At 40.6% G+C, this 24,074-nt stretch carries 19 protein-coding genes; 13 read left to right on the top strand and 6 right to left on the bottom strand.

Annotation, left to right across the window (positions count from 1 at the left end; translation table 11 throughout):
• Nucleotides 1-38: 38 nt before the first annotated feature.
• Nucleotides 39-638, top strand: a complete 600-nt coding sequence (locus tag ACOFKR_RS02300; RefSeq protein ID WP_419802418.1) for a tRNA-(ms[2]io[6]A)-hydroxylase — start codon at nt 39-41, stop codon at nt 636-638.
• Here the strand turns inward: ACOFKR_RS02300 and ACOFKR_RS02295 are convergent.
• Both ACOFKR_RS02295 and ACOFKR_RS02290 read right to left on the bottom strand, forming a co-directional pair.
• Nucleotides 635-2,260, bottom strand: a complete 1,626-nt coding sequence (locus tag ACOFKR_RS02295) for an FAD-dependent oxidoreductase (RefSeq protein ID WP_419802417.1) — start codon at nt 2,258-2,260, stop codon at nt 635-637. The genes ACOFKR_RS02300 and ACOFKR_RS02295 overlap by 4 nt on opposite strands.
• A 3-nt stretch (nt 2,261-2,263) precedes the next feature.
• Nucleotides 2,264-2,974 carry an SAM-dependent methyltransferase gene (locus ACOFKR_RS02290; RefSeq protein ID WP_419803605.1) on the bottom strand — a complete coding sequence of 237 codons (711 nt, stop codon included), beginning with the start codon at nt 2,972-2,974 and terminating at the stop codon, nt 2,264-2,266.
• Nucleotides 2,975-3,026: 52 nt separating this feature from the next.
• Here ACOFKR_RS02290 and ACOFKR_RS02285 point away from each other — a divergent pair, with 52 nt between their 5' ends.
• A complete protein-coding gene (locus ACOFKR_RS02285; protein ID WP_419802416.1) occupies nt 3,027-3,743 on the top strand; it encodes a hypothetical protein in 717 nt (238 codons plus the stop codon).
• Between the two features lie 142 nt (nt 3,744-3,885).
• On the opposite strand, the gene ACOFKR_RS02280 is transcribed toward ACOFKR_RS02285, so the two are convergent.
• The gene (locus tag ACOFKR_RS02280) at nt 3,886-5,139 is read right to left on the bottom strand and encodes a pyridoxal phosphate-dependent aminotransferase (RefSeq protein WP_419802415.1); all 1,254 of its coding nucleotides are present in this window, start codon (nt 5,137-5,139) and stop codon (nt 3,886-3,888) included.
• Nucleotides 5,140-5,282: 143 nt separating this feature from the next.
• Between ACOFKR_RS02280 and ACOFKR_RS02275 the strand changes: the two genes are divergently transcribed.
• The 3 genes from ACOFKR_RS02275 (at nt 5,283) to ACOFKR_RS02265 (ending at nt 8,660) form a co-directional block, all read left to right on the top strand.
• On the top strand, nt 5,283-6,371 hold the full coding sequence (locus ACOFKR_RS02275) for an acyltransferase family protein (protein WP_419802414.1): 1,089 nt from the start codon (nt 5,283-5,285) through the stop codon (nt 6,369-6,371).
• A 207-nt stretch (nt 6,372-6,578) separates the two neighbouring features.
• A complete protein-coding gene (locus ACOFKR_RS02270; RefSeq protein ID WP_419802413.1) occupies nt 6,579-7,376 on the top strand; it encodes a glycosyltransferase family 2 protein in 798 nt (265 codons plus the stop codon).
• A gap of 162 nt (nt 7,377-7,538) precedes the next feature.
• The gene (locus tag ACOFKR_RS02265; RefSeq protein ID WP_419802412.1) at nt 7,539-8,660 is read left to right on the top strand and encodes a glycosyltransferase family 2 protein; all 1,122 of its coding nucleotides are present in this window, start codon (nt 7,539-7,541) and stop codon (nt 8,658-8,660) included.
• A 107-nt stretch (nt 8,661-8,767) separates the two neighbouring features.
• On the opposite strand, the gene ACOFKR_RS02260 is transcribed toward ACOFKR_RS02265, so the two are convergent.
• The 3 genes from ACOFKR_RS02260 to ACOFKR_RS02250 all read right to left on the bottom strand — a co-directional run bounded on the left by ACOFKR_RS02260 (nt 8,768) and on the right by ACOFKR_RS02250 (nt 13,231).
• Complete coding sequence (locus ACOFKR_RS02260; RefSeq protein WP_419802411.1) at nt 8,768-9,691, bottom strand: glycosyltransferase family 2 protein; 924 nt, start codon at nt 9,689-9,691, stop codon at nt 8,768-8,770.
• A 251-nt stretch (nt 9,692-9,942) separates the two neighbouring features.
• Entirely contained in the window at nt 9,943-11,760 is a 1,818-nt protein-coding gene (locus tag ACOFKR_RS02255) for an ABC transporter ATP-binding protein (RefSeq protein WP_419802410.1), read from the bottom strand.
• A 181-nt stretch (nt 11,761-11,941) separates the two neighbouring features.
• Nucleotides 11,942-13,231 (bottom strand): aminopeptidase P family protein, encoded by a 1,290-nt coding sequence (locus ACOFKR_RS02250; protein WP_419802409.1) that lies wholly within the window; start codon nt 13,229-13,231, stop codon nt 11,942-11,944.
• 152 nt (nt 13,232-13,383) lie between these two features.
• On the opposite strand from ACOFKR_RS02250, the gene ACOFKR_RS02245 reads away from it, so the two are divergent.
• The 8 genes from ACOFKR_RS02245 to ACOFKR_RS02210 all read left to right on the top strand — a co-directional run bounded on the left by ACOFKR_RS02245 (nt 13,384) and on the right by ACOFKR_RS02210 (nt 23,933).
• Complete coding sequence (locus tag ACOFKR_RS02245) at nt 13,384-14,745, top strand: OmpA family protein (RefSeq protein WP_419802408.1); 1,362 nt, start codon at nt 13,384-13,386, stop codon at nt 14,743-14,745.
• A 66-nt stretch (nt 14,746-14,811) separates the two neighbouring features.
• Nucleotides 14,812-14,955: a DUF6728 family protein gene (locus tag ACOFKR_RS02240; protein ID WP_419802407.1), complete on the top strand. Its 144-nt coding sequence runs from the start codon at nt 14,812-14,814 to the stop codon at nt 14,953-14,955.
• A complete protein-coding gene (locus ACOFKR_RS02235; protein WP_419802406.1) occupies nt 14,952-15,332 on the top strand; it encodes a RidA family protein in 381 nt (126 codons plus the stop codon). The genes ACOFKR_RS02240 and ACOFKR_RS02235 overlap by 4 nt, the downstream gene beginning before the upstream one ends.
• A 57-nt stretch (nt 15,333-15,389) precedes the next feature.
• Nucleotides 15,390-17,495 carry an ATP-dependent DNA helicase RecG gene (recG, locus tag ACOFKR_RS02230; RefSeq protein ID WP_419802405.1) on the top strand — a complete coding sequence of 702 codons (2,106 nt, stop codon included), beginning with the start codon at nt 15,390-15,392 and terminating at the stop codon, nt 17,493-17,495.
• 51 nt (nt 17,496-17,546) lie between these two features.
• A complete protein-coding gene (locus ACOFKR_RS02225) occupies nt 17,547-18,932 on the top strand; it encodes a M20/M25/M40 family metallo-hydrolase (RefSeq protein ID WP_419802404.1) in 1,386 nt (461 codons plus the stop codon).
• Nucleotides 18,933-18,985: 53 nt separating this feature from the next.
• A complete protein-coding gene (locus ACOFKR_RS02220; protein ID WP_419802403.1) occupies nt 18,986-20,275 on the top strand; it encodes an MFS transporter in 1,290 nt (429 codons plus the stop codon).
• Nucleotides 20,276-20,888: 613 nt separating this feature from the next.
• Entirely contained in the window at nt 20,889-23,189 is a 2,301-nt protein-coding gene (locus ACOFKR_RS02215) for a GH92 family glycosyl hydrolase (RefSeq protein ID WP_419802402.1), read from the top strand.
• Between the two features lie 69 nt (nt 23,190-23,258).
• Nucleotides 23,259-23,933 (top strand): basic secretory protein-like protein, encoded by a 675-nt coding sequence (locus ACOFKR_RS02210; RefSeq protein WP_419802401.1) that lies wholly within the window; start codon nt 23,259-23,261, stop codon nt 23,931-23,933.
• The last annotated feature ends 141 nt before the right edge of the window (nt 23,934-24,074 follow it).

The following is a 24,074-nucleotide window of genomic DNA, read 5'->3' as shown; positions in this document are numbered from 1 at the left end:
AACCATAAACCCTTCTTCTATTTCACTATCTTTGCTTTGTGAGCGAAAAAACCATCTTAAAGCTACAACTTCCTACCGACCCGCAATGGGTTACCAACGTAGTGCAAAGCAATATCGAAGAAATTTTGACCGATCATGCGTTTTGTGAGCAGAAAGCGGCAAGCAACGCGATTACACTGATCGTGCAAAACCCAAACTTATCAGATTTGGTGCAGGAAATGGTGATGCTGGCGCAGGAAGAACTCGATCATTTTAAGCGTGTGCACGATTTGATTTTGCAGCGCGGTTTTGTTTTAGGCCGCGAACGAAAAGATAATTATGTAAACGAACTGGCCAGATTCATTATCAAAGGCGGCGGCCGCGAAGCGCAACTGATTGACCGTTTGTTGTTTTCGGCGATGATTGAAGCGCGCAGTTGTGAGCGTTTTAAAGTAATGTCAGATCATATCAACGATCCGGAACTTGCTGCTTTTTATCACAAATTAATGGTGAGCGAAGCCATGCATTATTCGATGTTCATCCGCTTGGCCAAAAAATACGCGGTTACCATAGATGTAGAAAACCGCTGGAAAACTTTCCTGGAATACGAAGCGCAGGTGGTGCAAAATTATGGCAGAAGCGAAACGATACACGGCTAACCAATGCTTCTTTTACCCTGCTTTTTTGTTGTGCCGGCAAAACCTGCAATTTTTTCCAGATAATCTGCAATTAACTCCACATGTACCGCATCGTTTAAGTAGCCAATGTACATGTCCGGCCGCACAATAATGGCTTTCCGCTGATTTTCGCTCATTTCAAAACAATCAAAAACGGCCTTGTTCCTGGCAGAAAACGGTAGGTAAAAAAAGTTCAGCTGCGGATAGTTCAGGCTGATCCACCTCGCCAGAGCAAACAAATCATGTCCGCCCAATTTCCCCAAAGCCATAAACGTAAAACCCGGTTTAAAGCACCAAGCGTGCAAATCGGTTTCCTGCTGCTTTTTTTCATCAAAAACTTTTACATAAGGCAGCCGGTCGCCCGCTTTAACAGTTTTGGTTTGGCTAAAGTTGAGGTTGAGTTTGCTATCGCGATAACTGATCCCGATCTCTGAAATCGTTTCAAAACCAAATTCCCGCAAGTTTTCCTGCTTCCGGAAAAAACGCAAAAAGGGCGGTAAAATCAGCTGTTTAAGAACCCGGCTGACCAGGTTTTTGGAGTTGATAAAATTAAAAGCCCGATCAGTCGTCCGCAGCAGTTTCCGAGCAACAGGCATCCGTTCTTCCGCATAACTTTCTAAAATCTGAGGCTGATAATTTTGATTGATCACGCCTGCCAGCTTCCAGGCCAGGTTATACGCATCCTGCAAACCGGTGTTCATGCCCTGCCCTCCGGCCGGCGAGTGGATATGCGCCGCATCACCAATTAAAAAGCTGTTTTTATACCTGAATTTTTCGGCCATGCGATGGTGCAGCTTGTAAACCGAAAACGCATTGCAATTTTTTATACAGAGGTTTTGCGGGAGCATTTTCGCAAAATCAGCTTCAACTTCCTCAAAATCAATATTCTGTCGATTTTTTAAATCAGATGGCAACGTGGCAATCACCCGAAAACGGTTTCCTTTCATCGGAAAAATACCGGTAAAAGAAGCATTGCCCAGTTTTAACACTATTTGATGCTCTGCAAAAACCTGTTCAAATTCCACATCGGCCAGCATAAACTTATTGGCATACGCATCTCCTTTAAAATCAATTTGCAAAAACTGCCTTACCGCACTGTGCGCGCCATCTGCCCCAATCAGCCAATTGGCAGAAACGATGCTGTTTTTACCGGTACTTTTTAGGTGTGCTTTGATTTGATTTTCTTCCTGGATTACTTCCTCCAAAGCAGTGTCCCAGTAAACCGGGCAACATTTTTGGGTGAGGAAACCCAGCAGCAAACGCTCGTTTTTGCTTTGCTCTAAAAGATGCACAAACGGAAAAAGCGTACTGTTTTTACCGAGGTTTTTTAAGGAAAGTTTTACAAGTTCTTTTTCATCGTTTTGGATAGAAACACTTTCTGCCTGGATACCTTCCTGCAAAGCCCTGTCGGCCAAACCCATTTGCCGGTAAATCTCCATAGATCGGGCCTGCACGGCCAGCGCACGGGATTGATCTGTTGGCCCTTTTTTACGGTCGATGATCAGCGGCTGCACGCCATAACGCAACAGTTGCGCGGCCATCATCAGCCCGGAAGGCCCGGCGCCAACAATCAAAACCGGAAAATGGCCTTCTGGAGCAAGCATTTATCAGGAACGGTACAGCAGAAAAATTGTTGGCTTTTTGTGCAGATCAGGTTCCTGCTTTTTCCAATCGGCAATGGTTTTGGTGGCGATCATTTCATCTTCAGCGGTAATGTTGCAGGCGATGCACAACATCGTTTTTAAATGTCCGCTTTTCAGCACTTCTTCCAAAAGCTGATTGTTGCGGAAAGGCGTTTCCATAAAAATCTGCGTTTGCTGATAGCGTTCTGAAAGCGATTCCAATTCTTTGATTTTGCGCGAACGTTCGGCTTTATCGATCGGCAGATAACCGTGGAAAGCAAACCGCTGCCCATCAAAACCTGAAGCCATCAATGCCAGCAAAATAGCACTCGGCCCAACCAGCGGCACTACTTTTATGCCGCGGCGATGTGCTTCGGCCACCAAATCCGCACCGGGATCGGCAACACCGGGGCAGCCGGCTTCGCTCATCAAACCAACATCTTTTCCGGCTTCCAGCCCGCCAAAAAAATACGATAAACTGCCGCCGCGCTGGTGTTTGCCATAATCGTGCAGTGTTAAATCTGCCTGCGATGTTTTTAAACCGGCTTCTTTTAAAAATTTTCGGGCGGTTTTTTCGTTCTCCACAATATATTCGCTGATCTGGTTAATCTTTTCGCGCAAAAAAGGCGTAAAAGCTTTCAGGCCGGTTTCCTCGGCAAGCGGCACGGGAATTAAAAACAAGGTTCCTTTGGTCATCATTACAAAAGTGTGATTTTTTATTTAAATTCAATTTTGAAAGGGGCAACAAATGAAAGCGTTAGGTATCAATTGGTTTATAGAAGGTTCGATCGATTTTGAACATAAAAAGTATGTATTGCTGGCTTATCTGCAAAACATCAACAAACATTTCCGCAGCAGCCAGCTATATCCGGACCTGGGCGACCTGATTTTTCATTACAACAACCTGCTCCATTTTAAAAACACCAAAGTGCTGATGCAGCAAAATTTTCCGCAGCGGCTGACAAAAGCTGATTTTGATGCGCTGAAATTAACGTATGAAAAAATAGTGAAAGATGATTGCGTGATGCAGGAAATTGAGCAGATTATCACGTTTTCGTTGGAAAAAATGAACCCGGCGTTGCAGCAAGGCAAAGAAATTTATGATTTTGTGGAAACGCGTTTGCTGATTGACCCTATTGGCGTTTTGCCGCTTGTGCCGGATTTTGGTTATTTGTTCATCCGCAACGGCGATGAAAAAGCCCTGCATGTTTACGAATATGGCATCACGGTTTTTGAGGGAAAAGATGATAAATTCCGTGGCATCAACACTTCTTATATTGCCAATTACAGCCTGAGTTTTGTGCACACACCGGAATCTATCAAAACAGACCTGATCAGCAGCCGGAAACAGCTGCCAAACCCTGCCGTTTACCAAGTTGCCTGCGATATTAATTTCCCGCTGGAACAAACACTGCTGCCGGTTGCCAAGCGCAGTTTGGTAAAACATATTAGTAAAGCGGCTTGACCGGTTGCTGGTTTGGGCGGAGCTAAATGCTTCTTTTATCGGGTAAATTTTGGTGTACCATCATTTCGGCCGAATGGAGAAATCTTCATCGAATGCTGCGGGATTTTTCCCTTTGGTCGAGATGACAAAAAGAAATTGAAGACTATTTTAATTTAACAAGTGCCGCTTCAATTTTAGGGATCATGCCCTCAATTTCCTGTGCCGTACTTGCGCCCAGCGAAGCCCGGAACCAGTTTACTTTATCATCTGTACCAAAAGCGGAAAACGGCACCAAAGCAACCTTTGCTTCTTTTATGAGGTAAAAATTGATGTCCGCGGAAGTTTCTAATAATTTGCCTTCGGGCGTGGTTTTACCGGCATAATCTACCTTTAAGGTGAGGTAAATGGCACCCATCGGTTCAATCGCATCTACGGCAAAACCTTTTTCTTTCAGGCTGATAAAACCTTTGTACAACGTATCCAGCGAAGTTTTCATGCGCTGTTTAAAATTGCCGAGGTAAACGTTTACATCATCCGTTTTTAAGTATTGTGCCATGGCCACCTGCTCTGCTTTGGGAGACCACGCACCCATGTGGCCAATCACGGCTTTCATGTAATTGATGATGGCTGCCGGGCCAAACCCCCAGCCAACACGCACACCGGTTGCCGCAAAACATTTGGAACCACCATCCACAAAAACCACGTAATCTTTCAGTTCCGGGCGCAAAGAAACCGGGTTAAAATGTTCATGGCCGCCAAAGGTCAACTGCGAATAAATCTGATCGTACAAAATGTACAACGGTTTTTCATCTTCGCCGCGGGTTTTGTTTTCCTCAATCACTAAATCGCAGATTTGTTCCAAAGCTTCCTTGGAAAACATGGTTCCGGTTGGGTTTAAGGGAGAACAAAGCGATAACATCGCGGCACCTTTTACGTGCGGACGAATCTCCTTTGCCGTTGGCATAAAATTATTTTCGGGTTTGGTTGGAACGATGATGGCATCAGCTTCCAGCAAATCGCAATAATGGTTATTGTTCCAGGACGGGGCTGGGAAAATAACTTTATCACCTTCATCAACCAACGTTAGAAAAATAGCGTAAATGAGTGGCCGCGAACCGCCGGAAATAATGATTTCGTTTGTGCCGTAATCTAAACCTAAGCGTGATTTCAGAAAACCGGAAACACTTTCCCGCAAAGCCAAAACACCATCGGCAGGCGGATAATTGGTTTGGTTTTGATGATAAGCCGAAACGATGAGTTCCTTCAAACCATCCGGGATTGGGAAAATATTGGGGTCAAAATCGCCAATAGTCAAGTTGGCAATCTGCTCGCCTTTCTTTTTCAGTTCATTGATTTCGCCGGCAATTTTGATAATCTCAGAACCGTGAAGGCTTTGAGCGAGTTTGGAAACCTGCATTTTTATTATTTTAGCACCGGCAAAGATAAGGGTTTGGGTTTTCAGGTGATAAAAGAAGCATATAAAAAAATTGAATGAAATTTGAACAGGCTCTCATAGTTAGAATATATATTATAGCATTGTAAATGGTTTAGTTAAAAAATATGGATCAATCTGTTCATGCTAAAAAGCCTTCCGGGAGTATAAACTATAGTTTTGTTGATACGATCCGTTGTATTTCAATGATTGGCATTGTGTTTTTACACTGTTCTGTTTTTTGGGGCGTAAAATATACAAGCTTTTCGGAAACGATAATTGAAACAGCGGTAATGCAGGTTTTAAAATTTTCCACTATTGCGTTTTTTTTAATCGGCGGGTTTTTGATCAATCATAAATTTAATGAATACACTGCCGTACAATATTTAAAAAACAGGTTTAAAAACACCGTTAAACCCTGGTTATTTTGGGTTGGTGTGTTTTTTGTTTTAGATATAATTGGCCAGGTAATTATTTCTTTACGCTTTGGCAGCAGTGATGCTTCTGATAATTTGCCCAAGTATCTGATTGAGGAAACAGGGCACATTTTATTTTATACATCTTATTGGTTTATACCCAACTTTTTGATTTGCATTGCATTGCTCCTGATTTTTAGGAAGTATCTGTACAATATTTGGTTTGGCATATTTTTAGGAATGTTGTCTGTTTTTTATAGTGTAAATTTATATGGAAATTGGGTTCCTACAGAGCATTCTACTGCTTTGTTCGGATTTGTATTTTATCTATGGTTGGGTGTAATGCTGAATAAACATTTTCAAAAAGCAATAGCCTTTATCAATAAAACAACTTGGAACAAGCTGATCCTGATAAACATAATATTTTTTATTCTAAGCGTAGTAGAAGGAATTTACTTAAATCGGTTAGGTTCAGGAGATTCATTTGATACATTAAAGTTTACAAATATTCTTTATTCTTTAAGCATGTTTGCTGCTTTGTTAAAAATAGGAGGTATAGATTTTATCCAAAACAAATTAAACCCAAGGCACACAACTTTTGGGATATACTTAATTCACCAGGTATTGATTGTCAATGTACTGCCGTTAATTTTTACACCTTTAAAAATAAACCCAACCCTGCTTAATGCAAGCAGCAATATTATTTTAACACTTGTACGATTTGTAATAGTTTATTTACTAAGCTTCTTTTTGACGGTAGGTATCGGTAAAACTAAGATGAAATGGGTTGTAGGCCAGTAGTGGTTATTGGATGTTTGGAAATATATAGAATGGCATTTTAGTAGCCTGTTCAAATTTATACAAGTAAAACTGGCAATGCTTCTTTTATCGTACAAAAATTGGTGTTTGCATCAATTTAAATAAACCAAAAACCACATGTTGCTATTTTTTGTGTGATAAAAGAAGCATGGAAATAAATTGGACAAAATTTAAACAGGCCCTATTTAGATGAACGTGGACAAGTTAACGATAGCAATACTGATTTCTACCTACAACTGGCCCGAAGCCTTAGGGTTGGTACTGCAGAGTTTATTAAAACAAACCCGTTTGCCTGATGAAATACTAATTGCCGACGATGGCTCCGGGGCAGACACCAAAGCATTGATAGATCATTATCGAAGTTTGTTTCCTGTTCCGTTAAAACATGCCTGGCAGGAGGACAAAGGGTTTAGAAAATGCCTGATATTGAACAAAGCTGTTAAATTAGCAGAAGCAGATTATATCATTGAGATTGATGGTGATATTATTGTAAATCGTAAATTTATTTCTGATCATGAACAAGCGGCACGCAATGGATATTTTGTACAAGGCAGCCGTGCGATGCTTACCGAGGCCAAAACCCAAGAGATATTAAAAACCGGACAAATCAACTTTCATTCGCTGTCTAAAGGCTTATCAGGCAGGTTTAATGCTATCCGATTACCTTTATTGTCTGTATTCTTCAATCCTGATCCGCAAAGTTCATGGAATATAAAAGCATGTAACCTGGCTTTCTGGCGTGATGATTATATCCGGGTGAATGGTTATTATAATGATTTTGAAGGCTGGGGCTGGGAAGATTACGAGTTTGCCGCCCGACTAATAAACGCTGGTATCCTGAAAAAACGCTTAAAAATGGCCGCCATCAGTTACCATATCTTTCATCCAATACATCATCGCGAAAACTTTTTACCTAACGAGTTGATCTATCGCCGGACAATAGCAGAGAAGCTTACTTACTGTAGCAGCGGTTATCAAGAAGTTTAAAAAACAGCCGCGATATGATTATGGCGGTATAAAGTAGCAGCTTATGGTTTTATACCTGTTAAGCCAGAAAAACTTAGATTTAGCTTCATTATCCAAAAATATTATTTAGTTTCCGTGATCGTTATAAAATAATACAAATTCATCTTTTAAAATTTATTACTGTTGATCTCTGTAAGTATTGATGTTGTTATTCCTTCTTATCGTGTTGATGAGCAATATTTATTGCCGATACTTCAATTAAATGTGCCCGACAACGCTGTCGTAAAGTTTTATTTAGTAATTGATAATCCAAATGTTACAATCCCTCCGAATATTCTATCCGTAGTTGATAATGAAGTTATCTTTTTGATCGTTAATGAACAAAACATTGGCGCAGCATCAACTCGTAATGCGGGTATCAACGCAGGTAAAAGCGACTGGATATTATTTTTAGACGATGACATTGTAATTGAACCTAACCTGCTCAGTGTTTATCGCGATGCAATACTTAAACACTCAACTGAAATTGGTTTTATAGGTTTGGTAAACTTTAATGAGCCTGAAAACAGTTTTGATAAGGCGGTTCAGGCCAGTGGTTCGATAGATATTTTTAGCGTTGCTGCCCGTAGACCGTCCTTTGCATGGGGGGCAACTGCAAATATGATTGTAAACCGGGCCGCCATGGGCCTTATCCGCTTCGACAAAATTTTTCCTAAAAATGGAGGTGCTGAGGATATAGATTTCTTTTTAACCGTGCGGCAGCAAAACCAGTTTAAAAACTACCTTAGTTTACCGCAAGCAGCTGTTACACATCCATGGTGGGGTTTGGGCAAGCCAGATTTTAAAAGATCATTTAGGTATGGAAGGGGAAGCGGTGTGCTTTACAAAAAAAAACCGGCATATACTTATTATGACTTTTTAAATACGGCCGAAATCTTATTTATAATACTGACAGTTTTATTGATCAGTGCTATAATACCTAAAATTTCTGTTGCGTCAGTTTTATTATTTACCGTCGGTTTATTAATAATAGAATTTATAGCGAATATCATACAATCGTTAAAAAGAAAATCAGGTTTAAATTTATTGATCGTGTTTTATTTAATGCTGTTGCGGTTATCTTACCAATTTGGGCTGTTATTTCAAAACCTGTCCTACATTAGAATAACCGCTATTGGTCTGCGTTTTAATGATGATGGCAGCTTCAAAAAAACGCGGTTCTATCGTGCCAACAGTTATAAAATTGTTAAATGGGTTTTATACCCAGTACTTATCTATCTTTTAATCAGGTTTAAACCTGATTAAAACCATTGAGATACATTACAGACCTGTTGTTGATGGTGTGTCTGTATATTCCCAATTATTTTTTCTTTTTTTGAGTTTAACTATGGTACAAATGATAACAAGTTTTTTTACTGTTTATCTTTCTTTTTGTAGGCGTTCCAAATTGCCGAAGGCAGAAAATTTATAGTATTGGCTTGTTTTGAAAGAGGGCGATCAAACAGAGGAATGATTGTATTTTTATTATTACGGTCAATAGAATTTCTTACCAGCCAATATTCTTTATATTGCTTTTTAAATGCCCTTTTATAGATATCATCATCAATTAATTCTTCCCTGTACATCCAATTGATAATTTGCAGTTCTTCTATAAAATTTAACCCGCTTTTATACGCCTTACCACTTACATCTTTGTCATGTTTCCTGAAATAGTTCAACACTTTTCCACTGATATGAGTTTTGCCTTGCCTTGCAATTTGAATCCAAAAAAGACGATCGCCGGAAAATTTGTATGTTGTAAATTCTGGTGATACATACTTGAATTTTTCTCTTTTAAAAATAGCCATACTTGCATTGTAGATAGACACCTTTACAGCCAGGTAATCTTGGATAAAGGCTTTACTTTCTATCACTTCAGACAAACAACGATGGTTAGACTGCCATATAATATCATTGTGCTCGTTGATACAGGACATCTGGCAATAACTGATCACAGATTGATCGTCCTTTTTGATACCTTCAACAAGGGTTTCTAAAAGCGACGGTTCGCACCAATCATCACTTTCGGCAATCCAAACATACTTTCCTTTGGCAAGGGCAATGCCTTTTTTCCACTGCAAAAAAGGGCTTCCGCTATTTGCACTATTAAATATAATATGACTGATCTTTGGATTTTCGGCGTATTGTTCTATTACCTCTTTGCTGTTGTCTGCAGAACAATCATCTAAAATAATCAGCTCGAAATCTTGAAAAGTTTGGTTCAGTACAGTATCTATCCTTTGTCTTAAAAACTGGGCATGATTATAATTTGGGATAATAACAGATACTTCTATCATTGTAATTTAGGATTATTGCAACTATATAAACAACTGTGTGGAAACAAACATTTGCTATAACTCTTTGTCCGATTCTAACCAGAATAAACTTTTAAGGTTTGCTTAGATTTGCTTGATCTATTTTTAGATACTTCTTTTATCACCTAAAAAATGGTAAGTATTTTGTTTGTTTAAATTGATGCAAACACCAATTTTTATAGGGTAAAAGAAGCATTGGTATTCTTTTTTGTATAAATTTAAACAGGCGTAGCTTAATCAACAAACGTTTGCATATCAATCAACCTTTTGTAAATGCCGTTTTTGGCCATCAATTGCTGATGGCTGCCTTGTTCTGCAATTTTTCCATTGTCTAAAACCACAATTTCATCTGCATTTTGAATAGTCGTGAGCCGGTGCGCAATAATGAGCGAAGTGCGGTTTTTGGTGAGGTTGTTTAAAGCGTCTTGCACTAATTTTTCGGATTCGGTATCCAGCGCAGAAGTCGCTTCGTCCAGCAACATAATCGGCGGATTACTCAAAACGGCGCGTGCGATGCTGATGCGCTGTTTTTGTCCGCCGGAAAGTTTGGAACCGCGGTCGCCGATATTGGTTTGATAACCGTTTTCCGTGTTCAGGATAAATTCATGCGCATTGGCAATTTTAGCGGCGGTTTCCACTTCGGCTTGCGTAGCGTTTGGTTTGCCAAAAGCGATATTGTTGAAAATGCTATCGTTAAATAAAACGGATTCCTGGTTCACAAAACCCATTAAAGCACGCAGCGAATCAGTTTGGATATGCTGGATGTCTTTTCCATCGATCAAAATCTTACCACTTTTTGGTTCGATAAACCTTGGCAGCAAATCCATCAAAGTTGATTTTCCGCCGCCGGAAGGACCCACCAATGCGATGTTTTTTCCTTTTGGGATGGTAAGCGATACTTCTTTTAGCACCTCTTTTTCGTTGTAAGCGAAAGAAACATTTTCCAAACGGACCGAATCAGAAAAAGCATCGATAAAAACAGCATCAGGCGCATCATTGATTTTTGGTTTTTCATCGATCAGTTCCAGCACGCGTTCGCCGGCCGAAATACCCGAATGTATGTTGCTAAAAGCATCGGAAATCGCTTTTGCAGGCCGCATCACTTGTGAAAAAACGGCGATATAAGAAATAAACTCCGCGGCACTCAGCGAGGAATTATTGGAAATGATGAGCGAACCGCCATACAAAACAATCCCGGCAACCATAGAAACGCCCAGAAACTCTGAAACCGGCGACGCCAATTGCTGCCTTCTCGCCATCGAACGTGTAATATCGGAATAACGGTTGTTCTCTTCGCCAAATTTGTTTTTGATAAAACCGGCCGCGTTAAAAGCCTTGATAATCTTGATGCCGGACAACGCTTCGTCCAAATAACTGATCATTATGCCGTAAGATTGTTGCGACGCTGTTGCCTGCTGTTTCAGGCTTTTTACGATTTTTGAAATGATAAAAGCGGAAACAGGAATCACCAATAAAGCAAAAAAGGTAAGCCGTAAGGACACAAAAAACAGGTAAGCGATATAGGCGATCAGTTGAAACGGTTCTTTAAAAACAACCTGCAACGTGCCGGTGACGGAAAATTGCACAACCTGCACATCAGAAGCAACTTTAGAAATGATATCGCCTTTCCGTTCATTGTTGAAATAGCCGAGATGCAGGTCCATCACATTGTTAAAAACCGCTTTTCGCAAATTTAGCAAAGTATGTATGCGCAGGTTTTCCATGATCCGCTGTGACAGATAACGAAAAATGTTACTTAGGAAAACGGAAACCACAATCATCACGCAAACAAACTTTAAAGCACCGTCGATGCCATAATGTACGTTTGCCTGATGGGCGTAATAATTAAAAGTATCTAAGGACAAAAAATGCGCTGGCTTGGCGGTAATCGGTTTTGTGCCTTTGTTTAAAAAAAATGTGTTGAGCAAAGGCACCAGCAATGCCAGGTTCAGCGTGTTGAAAACAACAGAAAAAACAGTGGCGATAATATATGGAATAGCAAATTTTTCGATCGGCTTGGCAAAAGATAGCAGGCGGAAGTAGGTTTTCATTCAAAATATTCAGCCGGTAAAATTAAGAAAATAAGGGTATGAAATGTTTACTTTAGCAATTGAGCATTTGATCGCAAACAATATCTCAGCTTATTTCTGTAATATTATACTGCTTTATAGCTTATAATCTATTACAACTATGATTTTGAATTAATTACAATGCTTCTTTTATCCCTATAAATTAAGCATTCATCAACTCTTCAATATGCTCTGCTTCCAAAGGTATATCCGCCATCAAATCTATCGTTCCATTTTCGGTGATCAGAATATTGTTTTCCAAGCGGATGCCCAAACCTTCGGCGGGAATATAGATACCTGGTTCTACGGTCAGCACGTTTCCGGCGGCAAAAGGCGTATATCTTCCGGCAAAATCATGTACATCCAAACCCAGATGATGCGAATTGCCGTGCATAAAATACTGCTTGTACAGCGGCATGTCTGGGTTTTGATGCGCAACATCGTGTTTATCCAGCAAACCCAAACCCATCAGTTCCGAAGTCATGATTTTGCCAACTTCTTCATGGTAAGCATTCCAAATCACACCAGATTTTAGCAGTTGGATCGATTCTTTCATTACCCTCAAAACTGAATTATAAACCGCTTTTTGCCGCGTTGTAAAACGGCCGTTCACCGGGATAGAGCGCGTCATATCCGCATTATAATTGGCATATTCGGCCCCAAAATCCATCAAAATCACATCACCATTTCGGCAAATCTGGCTGTTGTCGTTGTAATGCAGGATGTTGGCATTATTGCCTGATGCAATAATCGGGTTATAGGCATGGCCTGTTCCGCGCTGGCGGATAAATTCGTGGATAATTTCGGCTTCAATCTCATATTCGCCAACGCCGGGCTTCACAAATTTTAGTACCCTAAAAAAAGCATCGTTGGTTAGCTGGCATGCTTTACTGATCAATTCTATTTCTACAGAAGATTTTATAGCGCGCAAGCCCCGGAAAATTGGTGCAGCACGAAAATACTGATGCAGCGGGTATTTTTCTTTTAACTGCTGGATGAAACGAAGATCTCGGTAAGAAACGGAATGTGCGTAACGGTCATTTTCGTTAGTGTTGAGGTAGATGTTTTCTGCGTAAAATATTACTGATGACAAGATCGCATCAAATTCCTGCAACCAGTAAATTTTTTTGATACCGGAAGCTTTGCCGGCTTCTTCCCTTGTATATTTATGTCCTTCCCAAACAGCAATTTGTTCGTTAGTTTGTCTCAAAAACAGAACTTCCCGGTATAATGGGTTCGGGCAATCCGGAAATAACAATAAAATTGTTTGTTCCTGGTCAATTCCACTCAGATAAAACAGATCGGCATTTTGCTTAAAAACATGGTTTTGATCGCCGCTTCGGGGAAATTCATCGTTGGAATTAATCAAAACTAAAGAATATGGTTTTAATTTTGAACAAAAATTGATCCTGTTCGTACAAAACAATTCGTTAGCTATCTGAGTATATTTCATTGAAAAACAATAATTTATATTTGATGTTAAAAATTTATATGTTTACACAGGAAAATAAAATATAAAAATGGAACAAAGTTTGGTAGAGCGAACCAAACATAATAACTATTTTTGAAAAAAAAATCACAATTAAAATCGTTAATCTTAAAACTATGAATTATTCTACCTTAAAGAAAACGGTTGTCCTGTCGATAGCTTCCCTGATGAGTGTTGTTGCCGCCCATGCACAAACCTCAACAGATTCGACTACAACTGTTGCTCCGGGGTCAGCCAAGGTATTTGGTGGCAGGGGGCAGTACAAAACATTCAGCATTGGAGCAAATGCCGGCGTTTTAGCACCTAATATCCCTTTTGGGGTCAATGATTTTACCAAAAGCAACTACGAGTTGGGTTATGGTATCTCATTCAGAGAGCAGTTAGGCCATGCTTTCGGTTTACAATTAAATGTAATGCGTGGTACTGTATCTGGAGACAATAGCAGAAACAGATCAGGTGCTGTTAACGGCGTAAAAAATGGTTTTCAGTCTTTTAAAACTGATTTAGCTTATTACGCAAATTTAATGGGTGTGGTTAACGTTGCAACTGTAGATTTTATCCGCAGAAAAAATTCGGTTAATTTCTTTGTAACTGCCGGTGGTGGTTATGCTGCTTATGCACCAAAAGTAACTTTAGCCAGTGGCCAGGTAGTTGATTTTAAAGATCATGCTGGTTCTACTCGCGATAAAAAATACGTTCACGAATTGGTTATCCCGGTTGGTGTTGGCGTAAAATTCAAACTATCTGAAGTTGTAGCATTGAACTTAGGTTATACAGCCAACTTTGTTGACGGAGACAACTTTGACGGTGCTAATGTTAACTATCCAACAAAAGATAAATTTTCATACGGTTATGGCGGTTTAGAATTTACTTTAGGCAAATCATCAAAACCGAATTTGGATTGGGTAAACCCGCTTGCTTTAATGTATGATGAGTTGAAAGACCCATCTTTGCGTGAAGAAGTTGAAGCCTTAAAAGGCCGTGTATCTAATGTAGAGAAATCAGTTGACGATCTGAAAAAAGATTCTGACGGTGATGGTGTTTCTGATCAATTTGACAAATGCCCTGGTACTCCTGCTGGTACTGTTGTTGATGGTTCTGGTTGCGAAATCAAGTTCCCTAAACCGGATACTACAATGGCTACCGGTACATACTCCAACATTCAGTTTGAGTTTGACAGTTCTGTATTGAGAACTTCTGCTTACCCAACATTAGATAAATTATCTGCTGATTTGAGAAGCAATACTGCTAAGACATTTGAATTAGATGGCTATGCTTCATCAGAAGGTTCTGCTGCACATAATATGCGTTTATCTAAAGACAGGGCAAACTCAGTTAAAACTTACCTGGTCAACTCTGGTGTTGATGCAAAACGCTTGACTGTTAAAGCTTACGGAGAAACCAATCCGGTGGCTGATAATTCAACCGAACAAGGACGTGTATTAAACCGTCGTGTTGAGTTAAAAGCTGGTATGTAATTAATAAATTTAATTCATATACAAGGGGTTCAGATTATTCTGAACCCCTTTTTTTATATTTGTACCATGTATTTTTTCAGAAAAAAAGATAAAAACCGGCCGGATAATTTTAATATCCGTGCGATGCATTTCATCAATAAAACAGCAATTGTGATGTTTTTACTGGGGATTATCTGGAAACTAATTGACTGGTTTATCCTAAAAAAATGAAAGAAATTATCAATACAAAAGAAGCACCGCAGCCAATCGGCCCATACAATCAGGCCGTTGCCGCAGGTGGTTTCCTGTTTATTTCCGGGCAGATTGCCATTGATGCCAAAAGCGGTAATTTGATTACAGATGATATTGCCATCGAAACGCACACCGTTTTAAAAAACCTGAAAGCAATATTGGCCGAAGCCGGTTTAACTTTTGATCACATTGTTAAAACCACGATCTTTTTATCAGACATGAACAACTTTGCTTTGGTAAACGAAATTTATGGTTCTTATTTTTTCAAAGATTTTCCGGCACGCGAAACCGTAGAGGTTTCTGTATTGCCAAAAAACATGAATGTAGAAATCTCTGCCATTGCCATCAAAGCATAAACCGCTGATGCTGTTTTTACCGGCATAAATTTAGGCTTGTTATAAACTGATTTTTGTTTGGACGAATTTTTTAAAACGCCGGTTGAGTATTTAAAAGGTGTTGGCACAGCAAGGGCCGATGCCTTGAAAAAAGAACTCGGTATTGCTAATTACGGCGATTTGCTGCAGCATTTTCCGTATAAATATATTGACCGCACCCGTTTTTATAAGGTAAAAGAAGTATTACCGGATTTGCCATACGTGCAGGTTTTGGCGCGGTTAACGCATAAAGAAATTGTTGGCGAAAAAGCGGCCAAACGTTTGGTTGCGGTTGCGCAGGATGAAACCGGGCCGATAGAATTAGTCTGGTTTCAGGGGATTACACGCATTGAACAAAACCTGATCGTTGGAAAGGCTTATGTTTTTTTCGGTAAACCGGGTTTTTTCAACAACAAACCCCAAATTGCGCATCCGGAAACCGAACTTTACAACTCTAAACCTGCTGAAAATAAAGGCAGCCTGGCTTTGCAACCAGCATACACATCTACTGAAAAACTTAAAAAATTTTTGCTTGATTCTAAAGGGATCCAAAAACTGGTTCTGGCTTTGCTGGAACAATACGGGCGCACAATTTCCGAAAACCTGCCGGAATATCTGCTTGCAAAACATCATTTGATCAACCGGGCAAAAGCGTACCAGCAAATTCATTTTCCTGACCATTTTGAACAGCTAAAAGAAGCATCCAAACGGTTGAAATTTGAAGAGTTTTTCTTTCTTCAGATCAAACTGCTTAAAAACAAATTATTTCGGGAGCAAAAATTTAAAGGCAATACTTTTGATAAAGTAGGTGCTTATTTCAATGGGTTTTATACTGAAAAGTTGCCGTTTCCGCTCACTTCGGCTCAAAAAAGAACAGTAAAAGAAATCCGGCTGGATACGCAAAAAGGCATCCAGATGAACCGTTTGCTGCAAGGCGATGTGGGCAGCGGCAAAACCGTGGTTGCTTTGATGAGCATTTTGCTGGCCATTGACAACGGTTTCCAGACTTGCATGATGGCACCTACCGAAATCCTGGCCAATCAGCATTTTCAATCGGTAAAACAGCTTTTGGGCGAAGACTTTGTGAAATTTGCTTTATTAACTGGTTCAACCTCTAAGAAAAACCGAAATGTGATTCATGCCGATCTGGAAAGCGGAAAACTGCAAATCCTGATCGGTACGCACGCTTTGATCGAAGATAAAGTACAATTTAAAAACTTGGGCTTTGTGGTGATTGACGAGCAGCATCGTTTTGGTGTTGAGCAACGCGCAAAATTATGGCGTAAAAACAGCATCCCGCCGCATATTCTGGTGATGACGGCCACACCAATCCCGCGGACATTGGCCATGACTTTATACGGCGATCTGGACGTTTCGGTGATTGACGAACTGCCGGCCGGACGAAAACCCATCGAAACAAAGCACTTTTATGAGAACAGCCGCCTGCGCATGTTTGGTTTTATGAAACAGGAAATTGCGAAAGGGCGCCAGGTTTATGTGGTTTATCCGCTGATTAAAGAAAGCGAGAAGCTGGATTTGAAAAACCTAAGTGATGGGATAGAAGTAATGTCGAGGGAATTTCCGCTGCCGGATTATCGCATCAGCATCGTTCACGGGCAACTTTCTGCTGCAGACAAAGCTTTTGAAATGGAGCGGTTTATCAAAGGCGAAACCCAGATTATGGTTGCAACCACGGTAATTGAAGTTGGGGTAAATGTGCCAAACGCTTCTGTAATGGTTATTGAAAATGCGGAACGTTTCGGGCTTTCGCAGTTGCACCAGTTGCGCGGCCGGGTTGGTCGGGGCGCAGCGCAATCGTTTTGTATTTTGATGAGCAACCAGAAATTATCCAAAGAAGGGAAAATCCGGCTGGACACAATGGTGCAAACCAATGACGGCTTCCGGATTGCTGAAATAGATTTACAGTTGCGCGGGCCCGGAAACATTGAAGGCAAACAGCAAAGCGGCGTTCTCGACCTGAAAATTGCCAGTCTGACCGAAGATCAGGCTGTGCTGCATTTGGCTCGGATGGACGTGGAAGAAATCTTCAAAACTGACCCGCAGTTGGAATTACTGAAAAACCAGATTTTAAACCAACATTTCCAGCAAAAAAACGAAGGTTTAAGCTGGAATAAAATTTCCTGATCTATTGCAAAAAACCCGGCAAATTTCTATTTTGCTGTTAAAGCTGTTTTTATGAAGTTAAAATTTTTACTTTCCATTTTATTTTGCGGTTCATTGGCCGCATCTGCTCAAAATCAGGATTCTTTATATCTTCGGAAAATTTATGACGAAGCTTTGGTAAACGGAAAACCTTACCAAAATTTAGAATATCTGTGCAAAAAAATCGGCCCAAGATTAAGCGGTTCTGCAAATGCGCAAAAAGCGGTCAACTGGACAAAAAAACTGATGGAGCAATATGGTTTTGACCGTGTTTTTTTGCAGGAAGTAATGGTGCCACATTGGGTTCGGGGCGAAAAAGAACAGGCAAAAATAGTATCCGGCAAGCGGCAAATTCCTGTTTCGGTTGTAGCTTTAGGCGGATCAGTTGCTACGGCAAAAAACGGTTTAACGGCCGAAGTGATTGAAGTACAAGGGTTACAGGAATTGAAAACTTTGGGCGAAGCAGCCATTAAAGGTAAAATCGTTTTTTACAACCGTCCGTTTGATCCGCGTTTTATCGAAACCGGCGCAGCTTATGGCACAGCAAGCGATCAGCGTTTCCGCGGCCCGGCAGAAGCGGCAAAATATGGTGCTGTTGGTGCAATTGTGCGTTCGATGACAGAAGTTATTGATGACTATCCGCATACCGGTGCCACACAATATGATGAAGGCGGCAGCAAAATCCCGGCAGCGGCTATTTCAACCAAAGGGGCAAACCAATTAAGTGCGCTGTTGAAGCAGCAAAAAGCTGTTAAGTTTTACCTCAAGCAAAACTGCCAGACTTTGCCGGATGTACTTTCCTATAATGTTGTAGGGGAACTGAAAGGCACGGAAAGCCCTAATGAATTTATTACCGTTGGCGGCCATCTGGATTCCTGGGATTTGGCTGAAGGCGCACATGATGATGGCACCGGCGTAATGCAATCGGTAGAAGTGCTGCGGATTTTTAAAGCTTTAAATTATCGCCCTAAACATAGTATCCGCACGGTAATGTTTATGAATGAGGAAAATGGACACAAAGGCGGTTTGAAATATGCAGAACTCGCCCAAAAAAACAACGAAAAACATTTGGCCGCGATCGAATCAGACGAAGGCGGGTTTACGCCGCGCGGTTTTTCTTTTAGTGATGTAAAACCGGCATTTTTATCAGGGATAAACAAAAATTGGCAACCTTTGCTGGAGCCTTATGAAGTTGACCGCTTGGTAAAAGGCGGTGCCGGAACTGATATAGAACCCTTGAAAGCCACTGTACCAAATATCACTTTAATTGGTTTTCGGCCGGATTCGCAGCGATATTTTGATCTGCACCATACCGCGAAAGATGTTTTTGAGAACGTAAACAAACGCGAACTGGAGTTGGGTGCCGCAGCTATAGCCGCCTTAATTTACCTGATTGATCAGCATGGCCTGTCATTTTAACAAAACAATCCGGAAATCATCATGCTTCTTTTAGCACCTAAATTTTAATATCTGTGGCCGACGAAGACCCTCAACTTATAAAAAAATCTGATCCGTTTGCAGCACTCCGTTTCAAGGAGTTCCGGTCATACATGGCCATGCGCTTTTTCCTCACGTTTGCCTACCAAATGCAGGCCGTAATTATCGGTTATCATATTTATCAGCTCACACACAGTGCTTTAGCCTTAGGCATGATCGGTTTAACAGAAGCAATCCCTTCTATCGGTATTGCGCTGTATGGCGGTTATGTGGCCGATAAATCAGAAAAAAAGAGTTTGCTGCTGCTCATTTTTTCGGTGATGTGGATTTGTTCTGCCGTAATGCTGCTGGTTACTCTGCCCGCTGCAACTCGGTATTTAAGCAGCGGCCACATTGTGCTTGTACTTTATGTAATGATATTTTTTATCGGCCTGGCACGCGGTTTTTACGGGCCAACGGCTTTTTCGGTGATGACAAGGATTATCCCGCGCGAATTGTACCCAAACTCTTCAACCTGGAACAGTTCTGCTTATCAAACGGCCTCGGTTTTGGGCCCGCTGGCCGGCGGTTTGATTTTTGACCGACTGGGGATTTCTGTTACGTTTACGCTGGTTGTTGTTTTTATCACCACGGCCATCGTTGCAATCCTCACATTAAACAAACATGAAGCAGAATTTGTACCCAAAGAAAGCATTTACAAAAGTTTATCTGAAGGAATCAATTTTGTGTTCGGAAACCGGATGCTTCTGGGTGCTTTAAGTTTGGATTTATTCTCCGTGTTTTTTGGCGGGGCCGTGGCTTTACTGCCGATTTTTGCAAACGATATTTTAAAGGTAGGCGCAGAAGGTTTCGGGTTGATGCGCGCCGCAGATTCTGTTGGTGCGGTGTTGACCATGCTGGCCATGACGCGGTTTTCGCCAATGGGAAAGCCCTGGAGAAACCTGCTGATTGCCGTAATTGGTTTTGGGGTTTCTATCATTTGCTTCGGATTGTCCAAAAACTTTTATTTGTCGCTTTTTTTCCTGTTTACTTTGGGCGCGTTTGACAGTATCAGCGTTTTAATCCGTTCTACCATCATGCAATTGCTCACGCCGGATAAAATGCGCGGTAGGGTTTCGGCCGTTAATTCTATGTTTATCGGTTCATCCAACGAAATCGGGGCGTTTGAATCCGGTGTTACCGCAAGATTAATGGGCACGGTTACCTCCGTTATTTTTGGCGGAACGATGACGCTGATTGTTGTGCTGACCACCTTCCTCAAAACCAAAAAATTAGTGCCAATGCGTTTGGATGAAATCAATGCACCGGAAGTAGCTAAAGTATAACTTAAGCCGAAGCTCTTTCTTTACTTTGATTTTACGCTGAAGAGGAAAACCTTGACCAAAAACGATGCTTCTTTTATCGGTATAAATTCAGGCTGATAAAAGAAGCATTGGCTTTTAAAAAAAGCTTTCCTGTTTCTTGTTAAAAACAAAGGAAGAAACATACATGATTTATTCTTTACAATGCTTCTTTTATGCCATCAAATTTTGTTTACAAAATTATTGTGTATAAAAGAATTAAATAAAACCCGCCAGATTTTAGGTGGTAAAAGAAGCATACAATTTTTTGAATAGAATTTGAAAAATTAATTTTAAGTATATCCTTATGTTCTGATCTTTAAAAATCAACATAACACTTACAAAAACAGCAAACCATTGTCAGCCAAATGGCTGCAAAATAGATGGATCTGGCGACAGACAATTTAAGTTTAACTTTTGACAACAACGATACTTTCAAAAAATACAACTTAGTTTGATATAGAATGCTTAAACCAAACTTGTGCCCAAAGGCAGTTTTAATCAGGCGGGATTTAGCGAAACTATCTGACTATCAACACACTCTTCCTCTTCAAACAAACAAAACAAGATAACTACACCATTTATATACTATCAAACTATGTTGTTCAATAACATAAAGAAATCCAGCTTATTGCTGACATTGTTTCTCGGAAGTTTTGTTGCCTCTGCCCAAAACACTTCAGTAATAACAGACCCTGTTGAATGGGTAAACCCTTTGACGGGATCTGATTCAAAATACGAACTTTCTAACGGCAACACCTACCCTGCTATTGCTTTGCCATGGGGCATGAACTTTTGGTCGCCGCAAACCGGCCGCATGGGCGATGGATGGCTTTACACTTATTCGGCCGATAAGATAAACGGTTTTAAACAAACCCACCAGCCTTCGCCCTGGATGAACGATTACGGACAGTTTTCTATCATGCCTGTAACCGGGAAAGTGCTCGCAAGTTTGAAAAGCCGTGCCAGTTGGTTTTCACACAAAGCAGAGATTGCCAAACCGTATTATTACAGTGTTTTTTTGGCAGATCATAATGTAACTGCCGAAATTACCCCAACAGAACGTTCTGCCCAGTTTAGGTTTACTTATCCTAAAAATGACAGTTCTTCAGTTGTGATCGATGCTTTTGATAAAGGGTCATATATTAAAATTATTCCCGGAGAACGTAAAATCGTTGGATATTCTACAAAATACGCCCGTGGACCGTTAAAAAATTTCAAAAACTTTTTTGTAATTTATGTTGATAAGCCGATAACCTTTACCCGCGTGTATAATGATACGGTTGCAATCAATGGCAACAAATTAACTGCGGATCATGTTTTAGCGGTCATAGGATTTAAAACCGGCGATAAAGAGAAAGTGCATTTAAAAGTTGCATCATCATTTATCAGTGAGGAACAGGCAGAGCTTAATTTAAAGCGCGAACAGGGAAATGACAGCTTTGATGTTGTAAAAGATAAAGCAAAAGCAGTATGGAACAAAACCCTCGGCAGGCTAAAGGCTGAAGGGGGAACGGTTGATCAAACCCGGACTTTTTACTCCTGCCTTTACCGGATGCTGTTTTTCCCGAACAAGCTTTATGAAATTGACAGCCAGAATAAAATTGTGCACTGGAGTCCATATACTGGCGATGTTAAGCCGGGTTATATGTTTGCCGGTACAGGCTTTTGGGATACTTTCAGGGCGTTATACCCTTTTTTAAACCTCGTTTATCCTTCTATAAACAAAGAAATGCAGGAAGGGTTGATCAATGATTATAAAGAAGGCGGCTGGCTGCCTGAATGGTCCAGCCCGGGTTATGCCAACATTATGCTTGGGAACAATTCGGCCTCGGTTGTTTCTGATGCTTATATAAAAGGCGGAAGAGGTTATGATATACAAAAACTATATGAAGCAGTTATACATGGTGCAAACAATGAAGGCCCAAATGCCACAGGACGCCGTGGTGTAGAATATTACAATTCCTTAGGCTATGTACCGCATGATGTGCGTATAGGCGAAGGAGTAGCCCGGACATTAGAATACGCTTATGACGATTTTGCGATATATCAGCTTGCCAAAGCTTTAAATAAACCCGCTGCCGAAATAGCGTTGTACAAAAAGCGCAGCATGAACTATAAAAATGTATTTGATCCCTCGATTGATTTTATGCGTGGCAAAAACAAAGACGGAAGCTTTGAAACCCCTTTTGATCCATACAGGTGGGGCGGTTCTTTTATAGAAGGCAACAGTTGGCATTATACCTGGTCTGTGTTCCATGACATACAGGGTTTGATAAATTTAATGGGAGGCAAGCAAAAATTTATAACAAAACTTGATTCTGTATTTTCTGCCCCGCCGGTTTTTTCGAGTACCCGTTTCCGCGGTGGCGTAATACATGAAATGCGCGAAATGCAAATCATGAACATGGGCCAGTACGCGCATGGGAACCAGCCTATACAGCACATGACTTATCTGTATGACTACGCGGGTGTGCCTTATAAAACCCAATATTGGGTAAGGCAGGTTATGGACAGGCTTTATAAAGCAACGCCGGACGGTTATTGCGGCGATGAAGATAACGGGCAAACATCTGCCTGGTATGTGTTTTCTGCAATGGGTTTTTACCCGGTTTGCCCTGCAACAAACCAGTATGTGCTGGGGGCACCATTATTTAAAAAGCTGACCATAAATTTAGAAAATGGTAAACAGGTAACAATCAACGCGGCGAACAACAGCGCACAAAACTTTTATATACAATCCTTAACTTTAAACGGGAAGCCATATTCCGCAAGCTGGATCAATCATAATGACCTCGTTAAAGGGGCGGTGTTGAACTTTAACATGAGTTCAGTACCCAACAAAACCCGTGGCTCTGAACCTAAAGATTACCCGTATTCATTAACAAACGAAAAATAAACCGGCTGATGAAGTTAATTTTTGCTATAAAAACAGCATAAATAGGTAACAGTTGGTTCACTTCAAAACATGAAAAAACATAGTATTTTTATCATCCTTTTATTGGCAATAATATTTAACAATTCTGTTTCAAAAGCGCAGGATGTTGTCAGCAAAAAAGGTTATACCCTTACTTTTGAAAGTAATTTTGCCGCCCTTGACCCAAAGTTGAAAAAGCGGCTGATCGAGACATTTTTTACCGTTTACCCCGAACTGGCCAAAGAATATAATCCGAATACGGCAAAAAAGGTTACTTTTTTTGTAGATACCGCTTATAAAGGTGTTGCTGAAACGGCTAATGACAAAGTTGTGATCAGTTCGATGTGGATGATAAAGCATCCGGAAGATATTGACGTAGTTACCCACGAAGTAATGCACATTGTACAAAATTATGGCAACACCGTTGGCCCCGGATGGCTGACAGAAGGCATTGCCGATTATGCACGTTCTACGTTCGGGGTGGATAATGCCGGTGCCCGATGGACGCTGCCTGAACTAAAACCGGGACAAAGTTATAAAAACAGCTACCGCATCACAGCAAGGTTTTTTACCTGGATGGAAGCGAAAGTAAAGCCTGGGATCATCAAAACGGTAGATAAAAGCCTTCGTGATCATACTTACACAAACAACATCTGGAAACACGAAACCGGAAAAGACCTGGATGAACTTTGGGCCGAATATGTTAAAAACCCTAAACTGACTTAACACAATTTTTTTTGATGATTGGGAAATTATAAGCGAATACATTTTACAACCTCAACACTTTCAGAAGTTGTTTAAGAGCCTGTTTAATTTTTATTGATAAGCTGACAATACTTCTTTTATAACATTAAATCTTACTTTTCC

Source organism: Mucilaginibacter sp. (genome assembly GCF_965201005.1).
In the GTDB taxonomy this organism is placed as follows: Bacteria; Bacteroidota; Bacteroidia; order Sphingobacteriales; family Sphingobacteriaceae; genus Mucilaginibacter_A.
This window is presented reverse-complemented; position numbering and strand designations above follow the sequence as displayed.